The 21,331-nt window shown below is 36.7% G+C and carries 19 protein-coding genes and 1 riboswitch; of the genes, 3 read left to right on the top strand and 16 right to left on the bottom strand.

Annotated features, from left to right (window positions below; all coding sequences use genetic code 11):
• The 5 genes from J2786_RS17120 to J2786_RS17100 all read right to left on the bottom strand — a co-directional run bounded on the left by J2786_RS17120 (nt 1) and on the right by J2786_RS17100 (nt 5,975).
• Complete coding sequence (locus J2786_RS17120) at nt 1–1,092, bottom strand: fatty acid desaturase family protein (RefSeq protein WP_047427741.1); 1,092 nt, start codon at nt 1,090–1,092, stop codon at nt 1–3.
• 82 nt (nt 1,093–1,174) lie between these two features.
• Nucleotides 1,175–2,185 carry a homocysteine S-methyltransferase family protein gene (locus J2786_RS17115; RefSeq protein ID WP_047427739.1) on the bottom strand — a complete coding sequence of 337 codons (1,011 nt, stop codon included), beginning with the start codon at nt 2,183–2,185 and terminating at the stop codon, nt 1,175–1,177.
• A 34-nt stretch (nt 2,186–2,219) separates the two neighbouring features.
• Nucleotides 2,220–3,380 carry an O-succinylhomoserine sulfhydrylase gene (locus J2786_RS17110; protein ID WP_142018512.1) on the bottom strand — a complete coding sequence of 387 codons (1,161 nt, stop codon included), beginning with the start codon at nt 3,378–3,380 and terminating at the stop codon, nt 2,220–2,222.
• Nucleotides 3,381–3,492: 112 nt separating this feature from the next.
• Complete coding sequence (locus J2786_RS17105; protein ID WP_047427737.1) at nt 3,493–5,031, bottom strand: ACT domain-containing protein; 1,539 nt, start codon at nt 5,029–5,031, stop codon at nt 3,493–3,495.
• A 5-nt stretch (nt 5,032–5,036) separates the two neighbouring features.
• Nucleotides 5,037–5,975, bottom strand: coding sequence for an alpha/beta fold hydrolase (locus tag J2786_RS17100; RefSeq protein ID WP_047427734.1), 939 nt, complete (start codon nt 5,973–5,975; stop codon nt 5,037–5,039).
• 60 nt (nt 5,976–6,035) lie between these two features.
• A riboswitch (SAM riboswitch) is annotated at nt 6,036–6,142 on the bottom strand.
• A 188-nt stretch (nt 6,143–6,330) separates the two neighbouring features.
• On the opposite strand from J2786_RS17100, the gene J2786_RS17095 reads away from it, so the two are divergent.
• A complete protein-coding gene (locus J2786_RS17095; protein WP_047427732.1) occupies nt 6,331–8,946 on the top strand; it encodes an MGH1-like glycoside hydrolase domain-containing protein in 2,616 nt (871 codons plus the stop codon).
• Nucleotides 8,947–9,024: 78 nt separating this feature from the next.
• Here the strand turns inward: J2786_RS17095 and J2786_RS17090 are convergent, their stop codons facing one another.
• The 7 genes from J2786_RS17090 to J2786_RS17060 form a co-directional block, all read right to left on the bottom strand.
• The gene (locus J2786_RS17090) at nt 9,025–9,444 is read right to left on the bottom strand and encodes an OsmC family protein (RefSeq protein WP_047427729.1); all 420 of its coding nucleotides are present in this window, start codon (nt 9,442–9,444) and stop codon (nt 9,025–9,027) included.
• 27 nt (nt 9,445–9,471) lie between these two features.
• Nucleotides 9,472–10,794, bottom strand: a complete 1,323-nt coding sequence (locus tag J2786_RS17085) for a DUF58 domain-containing protein (protein WP_047427725.1) — start codon at nt 10,792–10,794, stop codon at nt 9,472–9,474.
• A gap of 67 nt (nt 10,795–10,861) precedes the next feature.
• Nucleotides 10,862–11,893: an AAA family ATPase gene (locus tag J2786_RS17080; protein WP_052186807.1), complete on the bottom strand. Its 1,032-nt coding sequence runs from the start codon at nt 11,891–11,893 to the stop codon at nt 10,862–10,864.
• 114 nt (nt 11,894–12,007) lie between these two features.
• Nucleotides 12,008–13,165 carry a DUF4350 family protein gene (locus J2786_RS17075; protein ID WP_047427722.1) on the bottom strand — a complete coding sequence of 386 codons (1,158 nt, stop codon included), beginning with the start codon at nt 13,163–13,165 and terminating at the stop codon, nt 12,008–12,010.
• Nucleotides 13,166–13,176: 11 nt separating this feature from the next.
• Nucleotides 13,177–13,968, bottom strand: a complete 792-nt coding sequence (locus tag J2786_RS17070; protein ID WP_047427719.1) for a hypothetical protein — start codon at nt 13,966–13,968, stop codon at nt 13,177–13,179.
• Complete coding sequence (locus J2786_RS17065) at nt 13,961–14,923, bottom strand: DUF4013 domain-containing protein (RefSeq protein ID WP_047427715.1); 963 nt, start codon at nt 14,921–14,923, stop codon at nt 13,961–13,963. The genes J2786_RS17070 and J2786_RS17065 overlap by 8 nt, the downstream gene beginning before the upstream one ends.
• On the bottom strand, nt 14,907–15,890 hold the full coding sequence (locus J2786_RS17060; RefSeq protein WP_047427712.1) for a stage II sporulation protein M: 984 nt from the start codon (nt 15,888–15,890) through the stop codon (nt 14,907–14,909). Before J2786_RS17060 ends, J2786_RS17065 begins: the two co-directional genes overlap by 17 nt.
• 28 nt (nt 15,891–15,918) lie before the next feature.
• On the opposite strand from J2786_RS17060, the gene J2786_RS17055 reads away from it, so the two are divergent.
• Nucleotides 15,919–16,668 carry an RDD family protein gene (locus J2786_RS17055; RefSeq protein ID WP_047427709.1) on the top strand — a complete coding sequence of 250 codons (750 nt, stop codon included), beginning with the start codon at nt 15,919–15,921 and terminating at the stop codon, nt 16,666–16,668.
• Nucleotides 16,669–16,786: 118 nt separating this feature from the next.
• Entirely contained in the window at nt 16,787–17,077 is a 291-nt protein-coding gene (locus J2786_RS17050; RefSeq protein WP_047427706.1) for a GNAT family N-acetyltransferase, read from the top strand.
• On the opposite strand, the gene J2786_RS17045 is transcribed toward J2786_RS17050, so the two are convergent.
• From J2786_RS17045 to J2786_RS17030, 4 genes are all read right to left on the bottom strand, one after another.
• Entirely contained in the window at nt 17,066–18,037 is a 972-nt protein-coding gene (locus J2786_RS17045; protein WP_047427703.1) for a glycosyltransferase family protein, read from the bottom strand. The two genes, J2786_RS17050 and J2786_RS17045, sit on opposite strands and share 12 nt — an antisense overlap.
• Nucleotides 18,038–18,862 (bottom strand): UDP-2,3-diacylglucosamine diphosphatase, encoded by an 825-nt coding sequence (locus J2786_RS17040; RefSeq protein ID WP_047427700.1) that lies wholly within the window; start codon nt 18,860–18,862, stop codon nt 18,038–18,040.
• Nucleotides 18,863–18,919: 57 nt separating this feature from the next.
• On the bottom strand, nt 18,920–19,660 hold the full coding sequence (locus tag J2786_RS17035) for a YebC/PmpR family DNA-binding transcriptional regulator (protein WP_034694756.1): 741 nt from the start codon (nt 19,658–19,660) through the stop codon (nt 18,920–18,922).
• A 95-nt stretch (nt 19,661–19,755) separates the two neighbouring features.
• Nucleotides 19,756–21,267: an OmpA family protein gene (locus J2786_RS17030; RefSeq protein WP_047427696.1), complete on the bottom strand. Its 1,512-nt coding sequence runs from the start codon at nt 21,265–21,267 to the stop codon at nt 19,756–19,758.
• Nucleotides 21,268–21,331 lie beyond the last annotated feature (64 nt).

Raw genomic sequence — 21,331 nt, 5'->3', positions numbered from 1 at the left:
TTATTCTTCTAAAATATAGTAGGCATTATTGGCATTCTGCTTCAATAAATCCCTATGCTTACTTAAAGCTGTAATCAGTGGAAATCTCTTGTATGCTAACCCATGCTCTTTAGCAAATTCCTCAATCTCCTCTGTAATTTCATTGTAATACATATAACTGTAATTAGGAAAAAGATGATGGGCAACATGAAAATTGAAGTTCCCCAACACATTTCTTACCAGCCAGTTATTTTCTTTTAAATCATTGGTCACTTCAAACTGATGACGAAGCCAGCTGAATGGAAGACCTTTTTCTTTATTTAATTTTGGAAAGGCATTATCAGGGAGCGGATGCAAAGGCAATAACACAAACAAGGCAAAAATACTTGCTGATATCACCTGTAAAAACCACGCTCCTAAAGCCAATCCTATTGATACTTTAAAGAACACCACAGGAACCACAATCTGATAAAAGAAGTAGAACAGTTTATAACAGATCATTTTTACTTTTTCAATAGTGGGAATCTTTCCCTGGGTTTTTAAAATCACTCTTTCTTTATCAAAAAAATCTCTGAAGTCTCTTATAAACATCCAGTTAAACAAATACAAAGGATATACTAAAAAGAAAAACTTGTCCTGATACTTCTGTACTCCTTTCGCTTTAATCCAAGGTACGATTAAAAGTAATCCGCTTTGTTCGATATCCGTATCCCATCCATCTACATTAGGATAGGCATGATGGCTTGCGATATGTCTTTTTTTCCAGATATAAGAGTTGGCACCTATAAAATCAAAAATGTGAAGAACCAGCCCATTAAGTCTTTTACTCTTATAAATATTGTTGTGGGCTGCTTCGTGGATTAAGTTTAAATAAATTAAAACCAAAGAAATTCCCATCAGAACAAAACTCACAATATAGATCCAGTGCTTTTCAGCATTCAAAACAGCCAGAACATATAAGCCAACATAGACCAATGGGAGTAGTACCGCTTTGATCTGAATATAGATATCTCTGTTCTCAGAAATGGCTTCTACTCTTTGGTTCACTTTCTTCCTCAGCTCATTAAATAATCTGACATCCTCCGAATCTTTTAAGTAAATTGGCTTTTCCATATATTTAACTTTGTGGTTTACTTAAAGTTAACATTTATAATCCAGCCTTCATTCTTGATTTTAATTAAAAAAATCTATCAAATCAGACAAATTCCTTCAATTTTCTAGGTGGATAATCTTTCACCAGATCTGCAATCGCTTTGATATGCTCTGGTGTGGTTCCGCAACATCCTCCGATAATATTGATCAGTCCTTTCTCAACATATTCTTTAATCTGTCTCGCCATATCTTCGGGGGTTTCATCATATTTTCCGAACGCATTTGGTAAACCGGCATTAGGATACGCTGAAACGTAGAATTCTGAATTATGGGCCAGTGTTTCAAGATAAGGAGTCAGCTGATCTGCTCCCAATGCACAGTTGAAACCTACACTTAATAAATTCAGGTGGGAAACGGAAATCAGAAAAGCTTCCGCTGTCTGGCCGCTCAATGTTCTTCCTGAAGCATCGGTAATGGTTCCTGAAACCATAATCGGAATTTTGATTCCTCTCTCATCCTGTAATTCATCAATGGCAAACAAAGCTGCTTTTGCGTTCAAGGTATCAAAGATGGTTTCTACAAGAAGGATATCTGAACCTCCATCCAGCAATGCCTCACATTGCTGTTTATATGCTACTCTCAATTCTTCAAAGGTGATGGCTCTGTAACCGGGATCATTCACATCCGGACTTAAACTCGCGGTTCTGTTCGTTGGCCCGATAGATCCTGCTACGAATCTCGGCTTATCAGGATTTTTTGCGGTGTACTCATCGCAGGCTTTTCTGGCAATTTTTGCAGATTCATAATTCAGATCATATACAAGATCTTCCATGTGATAATCTGCCATTGCAATGGTAGTTCCTGAAAACGTATTGGTTTCAATGATGTCAGCTCCTGCTTCAAGGTACTTCTTGTGAACTTCTTCAATAGCCTGAGGCTGTGTCAGAGAAAGCAGGTCATTATTTCCTTTTACAGGATGTTCCCAATCTTTGAAACGCTCTCCGCGGTAATCTTCTTCTTCGAATTTGTATCTCTGAAGCATTGTTCCCATCGCTCCGTCAAGAATTAAAATTCTTTCGGATAAAGCTTTATATAATTGTTCTGAATTTTTCATTTTATCTATTTTAGTAAGTCTGCAGATGTTTGAATTAATCCAAGGCTTGCTTCAGATCTGCAATAATATCTTCTACATTTTCCAGCCCTACTGAGCAACGTACTAATCCCGCTGTAATTCCTACTTCATTTCTTTCTTCGTCCGACAGTTTGGAGTGTGTTGTGGATGCCGGGTGCGTAACGATCGTTCTTGTATCACCTAAATTAGCAGACAGTGAACACATTTGTATCTTATCTAAGAAGTTTCTTCCCCCTTCTATTCCGCCTTTTATTTCAAACGCTACAATATTTCCTCCAAGTTTCATCTGCCTTTTGGCTACCTCATAACCAGGATGGGATTTCAGGAATGGGTATTTTACCAATTCTACGTTCGGATGGCTTTCTAAAAACTCAGCTACCTTCAATGCATTCTCACAGTGCTTTTCTACACGGATTGCCAATGTTTCTAAACTTTTTGATAATACCCAGGCATTAAAAGGAGACAATGCAGGTCCTGTATTTCTTGCGAAAAGATAAATTTCTCTGATCAGATCTTCTTTTCCTACGGCTATTCCTCCTAAAACTCTTCCCTGTCCGTCAATCAGTTTCGTTGCTGAGTGTACAACAATATCTGCACCATATTTGATAGGCTGCTGAAGATAAGGTGTTGCAAAACAGTTATCTACAATAAAGATAAGGTTATGTTTTTTGGCAATCTGCCCGAAGAATTCAAGATCCAGGATTTCAATTGCCGGATTGGTAGGTGTTTCAAGATATAAGATCTTTGTATTGGGTTTAATATATTGCTCTACATTCTCTGCATCTTCTGCTTTGAAGTAAGAGGTTTCAATATTCCATTTCGGGAAATATTTGGTAAACAACGTATGGGTAGAACCGAATACTGACTGGCAGCTTACGATATGATCTCCGGCATTCAATAATGTGGCAAATGTAGAATAGATGGCTGCCATTCCTGTTGCAAAGGCATATCCAGCTTCTGCACCTTCCATTTTAACGATCTTATCTGTAAATTCTGTTACGTTTGGATTAGAGAAACGGCTGTATAAATTTTTAGGCTTTTCTTCTGCAAAGCTTGCTCTCATATCTTCTGCATCCTGAAATATAAAACTGGAGGTAAGATATAGCGGTGTAGAATGCTCGTCAAACTGAGATCTTTCCGTTTGAGTTCTTATTGCTGATGTTTCAAAATTTTCCATATAGTTTTAATTTGTCAATTCAGCAGGGTAACTATTGGATTCTTCGCTATGCTCAGAATGACAATTGCAGTAATTGTTACACTGTTAAACTGGTAGATTGTTACATTAAATATTATTTCGTTTCACTTACTCTTAAAATATCTCCGAATACTCCTCTTGCTGTCACCTTAGCTCCGGCTCCGGCCCCCATAATCACAATTGGATTTTCACCATAGCTTTCTGTGTAGATTTCAAAGATTGAATCTGAACCTTTCAGCTGTCCTAATGCGGAGGTTGCAGGAACGGAAATCAATTTAACATCCAGCTCCCCTTTATCTTTCTGTAAATCACCATGTAGGTCTCCAACATATCTCAATACATGTCCTGGTTCCTGGTTTTCCTTTATTTTCTGATATTCTTCGTCCAGCTCTTCCAATCTTGAAAGGAATTCTGATTTTGAAACCTCCAGTAAGCTTTCCGGAACCAGATTTTGAATATTGATATCTCCGAATTCATTGATCAGGTCTAATTCTCTTGCCAGGATTAATAGTTTTCTAGCAACGTCATTTCCTGATAAGTCTTCTCTCGGATCCGGTTCTGTGTATCCTTTTTCCAGAGCTTCGTTGATGATGGTTGAAAATTTATCATCTCTCAAAGAAAAATTGTTGAACACATAACTTAATGTCCCGGAGAATACGCCTTTGATTCTTGTAATATTTTCTCCAGAAAGGTGTAATAATTTGATAGTGTCAATTAACGGTAATCCAGCACCTACATTCGTTTCATATAGATAACGTCTGTTATTTTTATTCAACGTATATCTTAGTTTTCTGTATTCTTCTATCGGAAGGGTATTGAAAATTTTGTTGGATGAAACCAGATCAAATCCGTTTTCTGCCAGGGCATGATAGTTCTTCACAAAGTCCTTGCTTGCCGTGTTATCCACAACGATCAGGTTTTCCAGTTGATTTTCATTGGAGAAATTGATCAGTTCTTCAACATTTGATGGATGTTCTGCTGTTAAAACCTCATCCCCCCAATTGGCATCAAACCCTTTTTTGTTGAAGGCAATTTTCTTTGAATTGGCTACCGCAACTACTTTAAGGTCTATTTTTTTACGTTTTTTAATTTCTTCAGCAGATTCCAGCACCTGCTCTATCAATGTTTTTCCTACGTTTCCGTGACCAATAATTGCCAGATGAACGGTCTTTGGCTTTTTGAAAATTTCAGATTCTATGATGTTTCTTGTTTTTTCATCCTGTGAAGATGTTACTACGATATTCACTCTGTTTTCTCCTGCTACCTGATTCAAAAGCAATGGGAAAACATTGTTTCTTGCCAGCTCAGCAAAGACTTTATTAAAATCTTCTGCTACAAAACCAATGACAGAAACATTATTGATACTATAGATCTGGGAAACTTTTCCTGATTTTCTTTCTTCTTCAAATTCATCAATAAGACAGGCAACTGCTTTCTCTGCATCATTTTCATGAACCAGAATAGAAATTCCGTTTTCTATGGCCTGCTGAGAAATTACCCCTACACTGATACGCGCCAAAGTAAGCGCTTTAAAAATTCGTCCGTCAATCCCGATTTCTCCCAGGAAATCTTCTCCTTCAAATTTGACGATTGATCTGTTCTTCAAAAATTTTATTTCGTTAGCATTTTTCATTACTTCTATAAAATGTTTTTAATGATATTATTTAATTGTTGATATTCCATTAGGAAGGCATCATGCCCGTGCATAGATTGGATCTCGTGATAAGAAACATTCTTATTTTTCTCTCTTAAGTCTTCAAAACACATTCGGATTTCAGAAGCCGGGAAGAATAAGTCTGTATCTACGGAGATCATGTGCATTCGTGCCTGTATGTTCTCCAGTGCTTCTTCGGCAACGTTTATATTCATCAGCAGATGGTTCATCAGTTTGTACGCTTTTAAACTAAACCTTTCGTTTAGCGCATTACCATGATAAACCAACCAGTCTTCTGATTCCAAGCGTTGTTTGTCCTGATTATATTGGTTTTGAAATCTGTCATTGAGTGACTGTGGCGTTCTGTAACACAGCATAGCGTGAATTCTCGCTTTTTGTAATGGTTCCTCTTTATCATCCAATAAAAATTTCTGAACCAGACACTGCGCATGAAGCCAGTCGTGTGTCCTGTAATCACAGGCTATAGGAATAAATATTTCTGCGAGTTTCGGCTGCTTGGCAAGCATTTCCCAGGCAATCCCTCCTCCCAGAGAGCCTCCAATAATGGCATATATCTTTTTGATGTGTAAAGCTTCAAGCCCTTTCAAAAATATCGAAGCGATATCTGAGGGAGTAAAGTCTTCATAGTCTTCAATTAAAAAATCGTCATATCCGTTTCCGGGTATATTAAAACACAGAACTGTATACTGATTGGTATCCACAATCTGATTTTCTCCTACCAGTTGTTTCCACCAGCCTTTTTCTCCAGATACCTCTGAGTTTCCGGTAAGAGCATGGTTGATCAAGATGATAGGGGCTGTAAACAGATCTTTCCCGAAAAGCTGATAGCTTAGCGGGATATGGTATTCCTTCTCGGAATTGGTTTGATACGTAAGATTAATATAGTTTAGTTCTGTTTTCAATTCTATTAAATTTTAATACAATTGAAAATGCCACAGGAAATGGCTGAAAAGAACTTCAGTAAGTTATCTGTCCAAAATACTTTGGTAGAACGTAGCACCTTCTTTGCTTGCACAAAGGGTTGCTAAGGTTTCATAGGGTCTAATCCCTCAACCTTTCTTGATAACATTTTCAATATTTGAATGAACGAATGGTGCAAAGGTAGTTCTTTTCTTTTAATTTCAAAAAAAAATTATTTTAATATTTAAAAAAGCCCTTAAATACAAGTGTTCCAAAAGCATATTAATAATTGTTCAGATGAAAAAAATTGGAATTACTTTTCAAAAAAACTAACTTCGTATTGAAAAATGATGCCATATGACCGCCGAAAAAGATAGATTACAAGATACCAAATGGAAAAACTGGGGACCTTATGTAAGCAACCGGCAGTGGGGAAATGTACGGGAAGACTATAGCCCGAACGGGAATGCCTGGAATTTTACCAATCATAATAATGCCGAAAGTTATGCCTACCGCTGGGGCGAAGAAGGTATTGCCGGAATTTCTGACGTAAAGCAGCTCTTATGCTTTGCTTTCTCGTTCTGGAATAAGAAAGACAAAATGGTAAAAGAAAGGTTCTTCGGATTGAGCAACCCTCAGGGAAATCATGGGGAAGACATTAAAGAAATCTTTTATTATCTGGATAATACACCTACCCATAGCTATATGAAAATGGTGTATAAATACCCGATCAACGAGTTTCCTTATGATGATATTCTTACGGAAAACGGAAGACGCAGCAAAAAGGAACCGGAATATGAACTCTTCGATACCGGGATTTTTGATAATGACGAATATTTTGATATTTTTATTGAATACTGTAAAGCTGATCACAACGATATTCTGGCCAGAGTGACAGTGTGCAACCGAAGCCAGCGTGAAGCTCCCATTGTAGTGGCGCCTACTGCATGGTTCAGAAACAACTGGAAATGGGGATATAATACTTACAAGGCAGAGCTAAGTGCTTCCCATGACGGAAGTATTACCATTGGCCACGACAGTATTTCGATCAAAAAGCTGTATTCCAGAAATTCAAATGCACAATGTGTATTTTGTGATAATGAAACCAATACTTCAAAACTGTATGGAGCTCCAGCAGTTGAAAATACCTATTTCAAAGACGGAATCAATAACTATATTATTCATCAGACAAATACGGTAAATCCTGAAAAAAGGGGAACAAAAGCTTCTTTTCTGATTGATGAAATGGTAGGCGCAGGAGAATCTAAAATTTTTGAATTCAGATTAAGTCCTGAGGAAAATGATGACCCATTTGAAAACTTTGATGAAATTTTTAATACCCGACAGGCTGAAGCTGAAGAGTTTTATCAGGAAATTCAGAGTGATACCGTTAACGAAGATGAAAGAAATGTACAGAGACAGGCTTTTGCCGGACTTCTCTGGAACAAACAGTTTTATCATTATAATATCGGAAAGTGGCTGAAAGGTGATCCGAATTTTGAAGCACCAAGAAATTTCAGTGAATATGTAAGAAATACGGAATGGAACCATCTTCACAACAAAGATATTATTTCCATGCCTGATAAATGGGAATATCCGTGGTATGCAACGTGGGACCTGGCGTTTCACTGTGTTCCTTTTTCCATCATTGATGCAGAATTTGCCAAAGGACAGCTTTTACTTCTTACAAAAGAATGGTACATGCATCCTAACGGACAGCTCCCTGCCTATGAATGGAATATGAGCGATGTGAATCCGCCTGTACATGCATGGTCGTGCTTCCGTGTTTTTAAAATTGATGAAAAAAATAATGGAAAGCCGGATTTATTATTCTTAGAAAAAGTATTCCAGAAACTCCTGCTCAATTTTACCTGGTGGGTCAACCGGAAGGATAAAAACGGGAAAAATATTTTCGGTGGAGGTTTCCTTGGTCTTGATAACATCGGAGCTTTTGACCGTAATATGGTTTTAAAGGACGGCCAGCACCTCGAACAGGCAGACGGAACCAGCTGGATGGCCATGTATGCATTAAATATGATGCGTATTGCAATGGAACTTGCCCAATATTATCAGGTGTATGAGGATATGGCGATCAAGTTTTTTGAACATTATCTTTATATCGCTGAGGCAATGGAAAATCTGGGCGAAGGCACAAAAGGGCTGTGGAATGAAGAAGACGGATTTTTCTATGATGTATTGCAGCTTGGAAACGGAGACAGTGTTTCTTTGAGATTAAGAAGTATTGTTGGTTTGATTCCTATGTTTGCTGTTGAAATCGTGGACCATCGCTTATTGGAAAAAATGCCTAATTTCAGAACCCGAATGGAATGGATCTTAAAAAATAAGCCGGAATTAACGAAACTGGTTTCCCACTGGGACGAAGAAGGGCACGGACGAAAACACCTGATGAGCATACTCCGCAAAAACAGATTGACAAAGGTCCTGTCCAGAATGCTTGATGAAAATGAGTTCCTGAGTTCTTACGGAATCCGTGCGATGTCCAAAGTATATGAAGAAAATCCTTTTGTATTTTCTGTGCATGGAACGGAAAATATGGTCTACTACACCCCTGCAGAAAGTGACAGCCGTATGTTTGGCGGAAATAGCAACTGGCGCGGACCCATCTGGTTTCCTATCAACTTCCTGATTGTGGAAAGCCTGCAGCGCTTCCATTATTATTATGGAAACAGCCTGAAAGTAGAACTTCCAACAGGTAGCGGCGACAAGAAAAATCTTGATGAAGTAGCCCAGAACATCAGCAAAAGACTTTGTTCTCTATTTTTAAAGGATGAACATGGACAAAGAGCTTTCAACGGAGGGAATCCAAAATTCAATTATGATGAACATTTCAGAAATTATATTACCTTCTTCGAATATTTTCATGGAGATAACGGCCGTGGTGTAGGAGCTTCCCACCAAACAGGATGGACTGCCACTGTAGCGAAACTGATAAAACCAAGACTTACCTTTTAGATGAGTAATAAATAATCAGTAATGAGTAATAAAAAAGCCGGATGATTCATCCGGCTTTTGCTGTTTTTATATCAGAGATTATATTTTTTCTCCGTTCACATAGACTTCGTATCCGATTTCTACATTCGGTTCTAATGTTTTTGATACGGAACAGTATTTTTCAAAAGAAAGTTCTGCAGCCTTCAGAGCTTTTTTAGGATCAATCTCTCCTTCCAAAAGGAATTTAACGGTAATTGACTTAAAAGGTTTCGCATCTTCTACCTGTACTCTTTCTCCTTCAACCTCTGCCTGAAAACTTTTGATTTCCTGACGCTGCTTCTTTAAAATAGAAACGACATCAATTCCGCTGCATCCGGCTACTGCCATCAGTACACTTTCCATTGGGGAAACTCCCTTGGCTCCCGGCTGGGAAGTATTATCCAAAAGAATAGAATTTCCCTGAGCATTGGTACATTCAAATAAAAAATCGTCGTTTATTCTGTTAAGTGTAATTTTCATTATTTATTGCTTATTGCTTCTGCAAAGTTATAAAATTCCTCTCGCTTTTATCTCCAGATATTTATTGATAACATCGATATTTAGATTTTCCGGAAGTGTATAAACGGTATAGATTCCATATTTACGAAGTTCCTGGATGATCAGTTTCTTTTCAAACTCAAATTTTTCAGCAATGATCTCATCATAGATTTCCTGCATATTTTCAGGATTTTTGTTGATCAGTGTTTGTAACTCTGAATTCTTGAAGAATACAACTACCAATAAATGGTTTTTAGCAATTCCGCGGAGATATTTCAGCTGTCTGTTCAGTCCGTCCAATGTTTCAAAATTGGTAAAAAGCAGAATTAAACTTCTTTGATTGATGGAATATTTTACATCCTGATATAAACGGTTGAAGTCACTTTCAAAGAAATCTGTTTTAATATTATAAAGGGCTTCGGAGATTTTCTTCAGCTGTCCGGATTTATTATCAGCAGCAATTTTATTTTCAGCTTTCTTGGAAAAGGTCATCATCCCGGCTCTGTCTCCTTTTCTCAAAATAATATGAGACAATGCCATGGTTGCATTGATGGAATAATCAAGCAGGCTTAATCCGTTGAAAGGCATTTTCATGGTTCTTCCTTTATCAATCAGCATAAAAATACGTTGTGATTTTTCATCCTGAAACTGGTTAACCATTAAACGGTTTGTCTTCGATGTCGCTTTCCAGTTGATCGTTCTGATATCATCTCCGGGTACATATTCTTTGATCTGCTCAAACTCCATAGTGTGTCCCAGTTTTCTCACTCTTTTGATTCCGCCCAATAAAAACTCACTCTGAATGGCCATCAGCTCATATTTTCTGAGGTGAATAAAGGAAGGATAAGAAGGCAGCATAGCATCTTTCTGGAAAATAAATCTTTTTGAGATCAATCCCAATGGTGAAGATGCATAAATATTCAGTCCTCCGAAATGGTATTCTCCTCTTTCCTTAGGTTCTAATGAATATTGAAAAAACGTGTTCGCTCCTGAAGCGATCTGTTTTTCAATCAGAAAATCTCTTTTCTGAAACTGGAACGGAATTTCATCAATAATTTTAGTAGCTATGGTAAAGCTGTAATTATTTTTGATATCAATTTTCACAAAATTCTCATCTCCGTTGGACAGTTTTTCCGGCAGAATTCTCTGGACCTGTAATGCATTCTTTTGATTAAAAAGCAACAGAAAATCTACCATTGCTGCCAGAAAGCAAATCAGGAGTGCAATATGGGCTGCCCACATGAGCACCGGAAAGAAAAATGCCAGGACATACAGAATCCCCACTCCGATGAGTGTAAAAAAGAAACGTGTATTGATGTATAAATTTTTCATTGGTTAGGTTGCAGGTTGCAGATGATAGGTTTTAGGAATTATAATCCAAACTCTACTCTCTGCTAACCTATCTCGGTATTTCTATTCCTTCTAAAATCTGGCGGATAATTTCGTCTGCTGTAAGTCCTTCCATTTCTCGTTCCGGAGATACGATGACTCTGTGTCTTAAAACAGCGTAGCTTGCTTCTTTAATATCTTCAGGAGTTACAAAATCCCTTCCTCTTATAGCAGCAAATGCTTTTGAAGCGGTAAGAAGCGCTAGTGAAGCTCTTGGAGACGCTCCCAGATACAAGAATTGATTTTCTCTGGTATTGATGATAATCTTAGCAATGTATTCCATCAGTTGGGCCTCTACAATAATTTCTTTTACCAGATGTTGGTAGTTTTTCAGCTGTTCAGCTGTGATAACCCGGTTTACTCCTTCTGTTTTATCTTCTTTTTTACTTTCGTGCTGGTTTTTAATGATCGCTATTTCCTGCTCAAGATTAGGATATCCTACATTGATTTTGAATAAAAAACGGTCCAGCTGTGCTTCCGGAAGCCTATATGTTCCCTCATGTTCGATAGGGTTTTGAGTAGCTATCACAAGGAAAGGTTCTTCCATCTTATAACGCGTACCATCCATTGTGATCTGTCTTTCTTCCATGACTTCAAATAATGCAGACTGCGTTTTGGCAGGTGATCTGTTGATCTCATCAATCAGGATGAAATTGGAGAAGATAGGTCCTTTTTTAAATTCAAATTCTGAGTTTTTCACATTGAATACAGATGTTCCCAAAATATCAGAAGGCATAAGATCAGGTGTAAACTGAATTCTGCTGAAGCCTACGTCAATGGTTTTGGCTAATAATTTTGCAGTGATTGTTTTCGCGACTCCGGGAACGCCTTCAATCAGAACGTGGCCATTGGAAAGTAATGCTGCCAAAAGATGTTCAATCATTTTCTCCTGACCAACAATTACTTTTCCGATCTCAGATTTCACTTTCTCCAGGCTTGTACGAAGTTCAATCATATCAATTCTGGACTGAAACTGCTCCTCCTGTTTATTGAGATTGATAGAGCTTTGGTTTTCTATATTTGGGTTATCAAAATTTTCCATAATAAAATTTAATTTATCATTCTAATCATGTATGAATGCATAATTGTATCCCTTCTCTGAACACTGATTATAGCATTGATCAACACTACATCATTAGGTTATTATATTTTTATATTATTTAAGTATTTCATCAAGGAGCTTATTGATCCTTGTAAGGTCTTCTTTCATTACGCTGGCATAAGGATCCTGGGCTTTTTTGATAAGTGTTATTGCTTCACCTATCATTTCTACGGGTTTACCAGTTTTCAGATGTAATTTTTTAGCAAATTCTTCATCTACATTCTGGGTATCTATCAACAGGTCCATTCTTACTTTGTTCAGGAAGTACTGTGCCTTCTTGGCCATCATATCATGAAAATCACCTTCCTGAAGATACAGATTTCCAATGCTTTTTACAAAATCAAGGGAAGTATTTCTCAGCGGTTCTGTTACAGGAACTATTCTCTGTTTTCTTTTGGCATTAAAGAAGATAAAAAGAACCAGACCGCCTAAAAATACCCACCATGCATATTTTAAGGCCGGGTTTGACAGTATAAATCTCATGAAAAAGCGTGATTCAGAACTTTTGTTTGATACGAACCAGAGGGTTTCCCTATCCTGAAGATATGAGAATACATCCTGCGCGTATTTTACGTTTCCCGGTTTCAGAAGATAATAATTCGTCAGGAAAAGAGGTTCAGCATGAGCATAGATGTATCCCTTACCAAACTTTACTTTGATAAAGTTCGCCTGATCCGTATTCTTTCTCTCAACCGTTTTTCCCAGTACTTCTACTCCCGGTTTTATGAATGAAAATCCTCTTCCTGATGGAAATTTATCCAGCTTAATAAAATCATTCTGAAATTTTTTGTCGGTAAGTTTGAGAACATTTTCTTCCTCAAACGAGATTTCAGAATCATAATATCCGATACTGTCTGAAATTTCTTTAGGCATACGGGTTACCATCAAAAATGCGTCTGAGCCTTCAGATACCTGAGCCAGGATTTTTTTCCACGACTCACCGTCAAGGTTATTTTCAATGACTACAATATTATGAGCTCCTTTTTTGTGCTGGCTGTAATATTCATAAGGAACCTGTTCAATCTTCTTCAGATTATTTTTAAAAAGATATTTGGCTTCATTATTAAAAACAAACAGCCCAAACGGAGATTTTTCATTACTATCAAAATTCTTGCGCCAATCTGTTGTTTCTTTTTTGTTAACTTCAAGCAATGCCAAAATAATCATCACAATGACGAAAATTACAGCATATGTTTTGAAAGTTTTATTCATGGTTATTATTGTTATGGTTTAAATGTCTGATACTGGTTTTTAAATTTCCGGTAGCTTTCTTCATCAATATTGAACTCACCATACCAGACATAATCAAAAATATAAGACAGATTAGAAAAATCATTTTTCAGATGAGAAGCCTTCAGTTCCAGGGCATAATCTTTATTGGTTTTTTCAGGATTCCAGTTGATCAGTTTTTTATCACTCAGTTTTTTAAGAATAAACAGGAACTGATAGCGAACTGCGGAACGGTAATCACCTGCAAGCTCAAATTTTGAGATACTTTCAGGAAAATTGATTTCGTGGATATTCTCATGAAGTTCCTGCACATTAAGATCCAGCTTTTTATTCTTTTTACCAAAAATAAAATTCCCGTCTTTTCCCATAATATATCTGATGATGAAATAGAGCAGAAATCCAACAAGAATAATAGCAAACAGTCTGATAAGAACAGTAGTAAGTTCTGCCGACTTCGTGAGTGCCGTATCTCCAAAGATCCCCTGTATGATCTGATTGATCTTCCGCATCAGCTTTTGAAAGAAAGATTCTCTCGGCTTTGAAACGGAATAATCAAATTCATTGCCTTTATATCTTGACGGAATATTTTCTTTAAATGTTTTCGGGTACACTTCATTCTCCGATACCGGATATTTCATCAGTACAGAATCTGCACGCAGCATATTCCTGTAATGCCCGGTTGTATATAATGAATCTACCAGATCATCAGAAGTAGGATTATCGTCCTGAGCATGAACCAGCCCAAGGGAGAAGAAAAGCAATATGAAAAAAAGAATTCTATTCATTGATCCCAATCGTGTCTATTTCTGCAAGTTCAACTTTCTGGTGAAGATCTGTTCGGCTGTCATAATACATTAATCCTGCATTCACATACATCAGGTTGGAAAGGAAAAATGAAAGTAACATGGAAACTCCATAGAATACGAAAAAAATGATTCCTGCAGTTCCGGTAAAAGGATTCTGTTCAAAATTGCCATCCGGTGTAGAGGTAAGCAATGATCCATAAAAAAACATCATCGGAATAAATGTGAATATAGATGTTGCAATGTAAATAATAATAAACATCACAAAGGCAGAGCCCCAGTATTTCCAGTAAGGTGATTTTTCACTTCCGTTCGGATAAGAAAACTGAGAGCGTAAAGCATAGCTCAGACTTCCCCAGAAACCTCTGTCCGAATTAAAATAATCATACATCAGAAATGTAGTAAAATTGAATATCGTGGGATACAGAAGCAATATCAAAAACAACCCGATAATAATAAAAATCAGGAGATAAGAAAAACCTACCACAAATAAAATGGCCGGAGTAACGATAAAGATCATTCCCAGACACAGTTTTCCGATTCTTCCGGCATTATTTTTAAAGTCACCAAGAATTTCATCCGCTTTTATCTTTTCTGCTCCCTGTGCGATTCTTTTTAAATAAAAAACCGGATACAGGTAATTAACAATCATCAGAATCATAAAAAGCAGGAAAGTCAGCAATCCTACCGTAATCAGCATTCCGGAATTTTCTGAAAAATACTGTTCAAAATAATAGGTTTCGCCTCCAAGATTTGATCCGAATATCTGTGAAAAAAGTTCCTTATAGCCGAAAATTACGACGGTAACCATTAAGATCAAAAGCAAACCGTTGATCAGAATATAGTTTTTAAAATAATTCTTCCCGTATAATTTGAAAAAATTGAAACTATCACTGATAAAAGTTCCAAAGTCTCTTTTTTTATAAAATTGTATCATTGATGTGTTTATTAGTTTTTTTGTAAACAACAGATGGATACACAAAATAGTAGTATCCGATAATTGCCAGTGAGCCAAAAATAATGATAAGGTTCAATATTAAAGGCATCTTCAATGCATGTCTGGTGACATATCCTTCTATAATCCCTGCACAAATGGTGAAAGGAACCGTACTCAAAAATATCTTAAATGAATCTTTAAATCCTTTTTTAAACGAATTAAATCTTGAAAATGTTCTCGGAAATAAGATAGAAGCTCCCAGAATCAATCCGCACATTGCTTCCACTACCATTGCAAATATCTCAAAAACTCCGTGAAGCCATATTCCTCTTGCACTGTCTTTCAATGCACCATAATCATAGAAAAAATATTGAAAAGCACCCAGCATCACACTATTGGAAAGCAGTGCAAACAATGTTCCCACTCCTCCGGCAATACCGTAAATATACAATTTTGCTCCTACCTGAATATTATTAAAAATAATCCCGATTGTACTACCCCATGTACTTCCACTCTGATAAACCCCTACAGCATTATTATTTTTAATATTTTCAACGGTTTCATTCACATACCCTTCGCCAAGAATAATATTCACAAAACTTTTATCATAAATAGCAGAAAGTACTCCGATTGACGTAAATAAGATGAAAAAAAGAAAAGCATACATCAGATATCTCCGGTACTGATACATCAGCAGCGGGACTTCGGTTTTGAAGAAATAAATCAGTCTGTTCTCCTCTACCCTTTTTGTTTTATAAATCTTCTGAAAAATCTGGGCAGATAAATGGTTCAGATAAACGGTAGTATTGCTTTTGGGATAATAAGTCTGGGCAAAAGAAAGATCGTTGATCAGGTTTATATACAGTGAAGACAGGTCATCAGGATTTTTTTTAATTTTCCCTTGAATAACCTGTTCGATTCCCAACCATTTTTCTTTATTTTGTTTAATGAAATAAACTTCTCTCATAATTATTAAGGCTAAAATAATAAAAAATATGTCTCAAATTGCGATAAATACCTCACAAAATGTAAATATTAATTTTAATATTGCTGGTGTAGGAGAAAGGATGCTTGCCTTCATTATTGATCTTCTGATCAGGATTGCTTACGTAGTAATTATCCTGTATCTGTTCTTCAATATTTTTGATTTGGGATATCTTCTGGACGGACTTGACGGCTGGTCAATACGCGCTGTATATCTTGTCCTTACCTTTCCTGTTTATATTTATCCTCTTGTATTGGAAAGCCTGATGGAAGGTCAGACACCCGGTAAAAAGCTTATGAAAATAAAGGTAGTGAAGATTGACGGTTATCAGGCCAGTTTCGCAGATTATATGATCCGATGGGTTTTCAGAATTGTAGATGTTTCATTTGCCGGAGTAGTAGGACTTATTTCTATGATTGTTTCTAAAAACAACCAGCGTTTGGGTGACATTGCTTCCGGAACAGCTGTTATTTCTCTAAAGAACAATATTAATATTTCCCATACCATTCTGGAGAATATTCACGAAAATTATGTTCCTTCTTTTCCTCAGGTAATTGCCTTAAGTGATAATGACATGAGAATTATCAAAGACAATTATACCAAAGCTCTGAAAGCAGACGACCGCCAGATCATCAGTAAGCTGTCCGAAAAAATCAAAAGCATTCTGAAGCTGGAAATAGACCCTACTAAAATGACGGAAAGGCAGTTTATCGGTGTAATCATCAAAGATTATAATTATTATACGGGGAAAGATAATTAAAGAAGTCAGTAGTCAATTTGCTTTACAGATGAATGGTCAAATTAAAAACAATTAACCAAAGGTTATTGCTTATGAAGGACGGTTCAATTTTTGTATCCTTAATATAAAGTTCAGAATCATGAAATTTGAAAACAATAAATCCGGAAACGGCGGAGTCATCACTTTAAATAACGAAATAAAAGAAGTCGGAAGACTTACCTATACTATTTTCCCTGAAGATCATAAATTCATTATCTCTTTTGTCCTGGTACATCCTGAATTTGAAGGAAGAGGAATGGGAAAATTTTTAGTGGAAGAAGCCATTAAGTTTGCCAGAGAAAATAATTGGAAAGTATACCCGCACTGTTCCTATGCAAGATCCGTCATGATGAGAATGAGTGATGTGGACGATATATTTCTAAAGAATTAAAACTTCATTCACCAGAATATCTTCTATATCATCCGGATAATCCACTTTCAGATGATGGTCAGAAGCCACCCATTCCATTATTTCCTGAAGATTTAATACCTTGGAATTGGGAATTCCCATTTTATCAAGGGCACATGCATTGCATTCCTGCTCATATTGATTATGGATAGGAATCACAAATAGTTTCTTATCCATAAATAATGCTTCTGCCGGACTTTCAAAACCTGCATTGCATAAAATTCCATCACAGCCTTCAAAGTATTTCAGATACTGGTTTTCATCTATAGGAAATACTTCCACATTTTTTACTTTAACCTGTACTTTGCTGTATTTAGAAAACACTTTCCACTCTACAGGAATTTTTCTTAAAACCTTAATAATATTCTCGTCGGCAAAACTGGGAAGATAAACAAGATAATAACCCTGTTTGGAGGGATTAAGATTTCTTATTTTTCTTCTGATTACAGGCTTTTTGATCTGTGGATGATAATTTTCAAAATGAAACCCGATTTTTCTTTCGCTTGGAACGTAATATTTTAGAATCATTTCACCCAGAAAGTCCTTTTTTTTCGGTTTTGGTGTTTCCGGGAAACTCATGGATGCCTGATGGCTGAGTTCTATCATTGGAAGCTTTTTCAGTTTGGAAGCCCAGCCTGTCAAAGGTTCATAATCATTAATAATTAAATCATACTGCGACAGGTCAAGTTCTCTGATTGTTTTAGCAGCTTCCAAGAATTTATTTTCGGTAAATGTTTTTCGGTAGGATAAACCGCCTGTTTTATTATAAAGAAGGGAAATACCTCTGTATTGAAAATTAATATCAAAATCAGCCTTCAGCTGCGATTGATGACCACTGATCAGGGTATCTACAGATGCATGTTTTTTGAGAAGAGGAATAATTTCCTGTGCTCTGGCCACATGCCCGTTTCCAGTACCCTGGAATGCATACAAAATCTTCATTTAGGAAAAGTTGGTTACAATTTTTAAAAGAGCTGAATTATCCATTTCCGGGATTTCTTCTGCTTCGTCATCTTTCAGTAAATGTTTATGCTCATCATAATAAAAAATCCTCCATTCTTTATCATGATACTCTAACGCAGAAAGGTTTTCTATCCAGTCACCCGAATTCAGATAAGTACAGGCCCCTTTTTTATTAACAACCTCACGAATCTGCGGCTGATGAATATGCCCGCATACTACATAATCATATTGGTTGTCAATAGCCAGCTCAGAAGCTGTAAGTTCAAAATCTCCGATATATTTTACCGCTTTCTTCACATTGTTTTTGATCTTTTTGGAAAATGAATATTTCTCTTTACCCATTTTTTCCAAGAACCAATTTACAACATTATTGATAATAATTAGGAGATCGTAGCCTTTTCCGCCAAGTTTGGCGATCCATTTGGAATGCTGGACGGATGCATCGAAAACATCACCGTGAAAAATCCAGGTTTTTTTCTGATCTATATTCAGACAGATTTTATTACAGACTTTTAGTTTTCCGAGTTCAAAATCTGTAAACTTACGGAACATTTCATCATGATTGCCTGTAATGTAATAGACATCTGTGTTTTTGGTAGCCAGTGAAAGAATCTTTCTGATTACCTTCAGATGAGGTTTAGGGAAGTAAGACTTTTTAAACTGCCAGATATCAATAATATCACCATTTAAAACTAAAGTTTTAGGCTGGATAGAATTGAGATATCTTAACAGTTCTTTAGCCTTACATCCATAAGTTCCCAAATGAACATCCGATATAACAACTAATTCAACGTTTCTTTTCATAGTTTTGTACAAAGAAACTAATTGAAAATTAACTGTATATGAATGCTATATTATTTTTTATAAAGAGTTCATCAGCTCTTCTGTAATTTCCATGTTGTGGTAAACGTTTTGCACGTCATCATCTTCTTCGAAACGCTCAAGCATTTTCATATTAGCCTTGAACTGTTCTGCGTTTACTTCTTTTGTATTATTTGGAATTCTTTGAAGTTCTGCACTTTTTGCTTCAATTCCAAGCGCATCCAATTTGTGAGATAGAGAACCGAAATCTTCAAAAGCAGTGGTAATCATTACTTCTTCTTCATCTTTTTCTACATCTTCTGCTCCTCCGTCAATCATTTCCATTTCAAAATCATCCCAATCCATTTTGATTTGCGCCAAATCTATGGTAAAAATTCCTTTTCTATCGAAGATAAATGCCAGCTCACCATTTTTACCAAGGTTACCGTCAAACTTATTGAAAACAGCTCTTACGTTGGCTACAGTTCTTGTTGTATTGTTTGTAGTACATTCTACAAAAAAAGCAACACCACCTTGTCCATAACCTTCATAAGTGATTTCTTCATAGTTTTCTGCGTCTGCACCACTCGCTTTCTTAATAGCTCTTTCAACATTATCTTTAGGCATATTAGCCCCTTTCGCGTTTTGGATACATCTTCTCAAGGCCGGATTAGATTCGGGATCTGTTCCACCGGCTTTTACAGCCAATGCAATATCTTTTCCTATTTTAGAGAATGTTTTGGCCATTTTATCCCATCTGGCCATTTTAGAAGCTTTTCTATATTCAAATGCTCTTCCCATTTTAATTTTTAAATTTCCAACAAAATTACTCAAAAGTCAACAAAAAAAAAATACCTCCAATCAAATTGGAGGTATTCATTATTTAGAAAAATTAATTATTTTTTCTTTTTAGCAGCAGCTTTTTTCTTAGCTGGAGCTTTTTTAGCTTTCTTCACTACAGTCTTCTTCTCTACAACTTCTAGATCAGATTTCTTAAGTGCATCCCAAGCAGCACCGTTTACAGCTTCAACAACTACTTTTCTGTCAACCATTCTTTCTGCATCAGAAGCTTTTTCAGAAACAGTAGCGTCTCTTTCTCCAACTCCTACAGATTTTAATTGGTTTGCATTAACTCCTCTAGATTCTAGAGCACCTACTACTGAAGCAGCTCTTTGTCTAGAAAGTTTCAAGTTGTAAGCATCAGCACCTTTCTTATCTGTGTGACCAGTTACTAAGAATGTACCATCGTTAGATTGCTTAATGATTGTAGCCGCTTGATCTAATTTACCACTAGATTCAGGTCTGATAGTAGCTTTATTGAAATCAAATAAGATATCTTTAAGAGCTCCCGTAGCTTCTTTAGCGATTACATCTTTTGGTTTAGGACATCCGTTGTATTCTGGAAGACCTGGAACAGTAGGACAAGCATCATCTTTATCTAAGATACCATCACCGTCTGTATCTGGCCAAGGACAACCGTTGTTTTCAGCAGGACCTGCTACTGTAGGACAAGCGTCATCTTTGTCGATTACACCATCACCGTCAGTATCTGGCCAAGGGCATCCGTTGTTTTCAACTGGACCAGCCACTTCTGGACATTGATCGTCTTTATCTGGAACTCCGTCACCGTCAGTATCAGGACATCCTTGGAATTCTGGTAAACCTGGAGTATCTGGACAAAGGTCATCTTTATCTAGGATACCATCCTTATCTCTGTCTCTGTTTCCGAATCTGAATAAGATGGAAGCAGAAGCTTGCCAGAAGTTAGCAACAGTAGATTTGTCACCTGGAGTTGATACATAATCTCCCTGAACACCAAGACCGAAGTTCTTAGTTACCCAGAAGTTAGCACCAGCACCTGTAGCTACAGTAAAGTGGTTAGCTTTACCGTTTTCATTACCATCCTTACCGTTTGTTACAGTTTCGATTGCGTTACCGTTAGCATCAACAGATGTTCTAGGGAAAGTAAGAGCTGTATAGTCATGTCTTAAGTAGTTAGCACCAACTCTTAAATATGGATCAAACCAAGATTCTTCGTTCCATAAAAGACCTGCAGCGTGAGCCTGGAAACCAAGACCTGTCATTAGGAAAAATTCTTTCCCCATGTTGAATCTTTTGTTTTCAACATTTCCAACAGAAGTTTGCCAGTCAATTACTAAACCTTTACCAACGTTTCTAGCAACTGTTAACTTAGATAGTGGAGGTGTAATAGAAAAGTTGTTCACATTGAACATACTTTTTGTCAAATTGTTAGCAGAGAACGTATTACTGAAGTTACCTCTTGCTGCTACGTGGTTTTCAGCATGAGCACCAACTCCGATTAACCACGGATTGTTGGTAGTCTGTGCGAAAACAGTAGAGGCAACAGTAAGCGCCAATGCTGAAATTCCTAATTTTAGATTTTTCATAGAATTAAATGATTAAATAATTGATAATGCAAAATAAATATAATTTTTCTTTATATACAAAGTT

Source organism: Chryseobacterium vietnamense, assembly GCF_031454475.1.
GTDB classification, from domain to species: Bacteria; Bacteroidota; Bacteroidia; order Flavobacteriales; family Weeksellaceae; genus Chryseobacterium; species Chryseobacterium vietnamense.
This window is presented reverse-complemented; position numbering and strand designations above follow the sequence as displayed.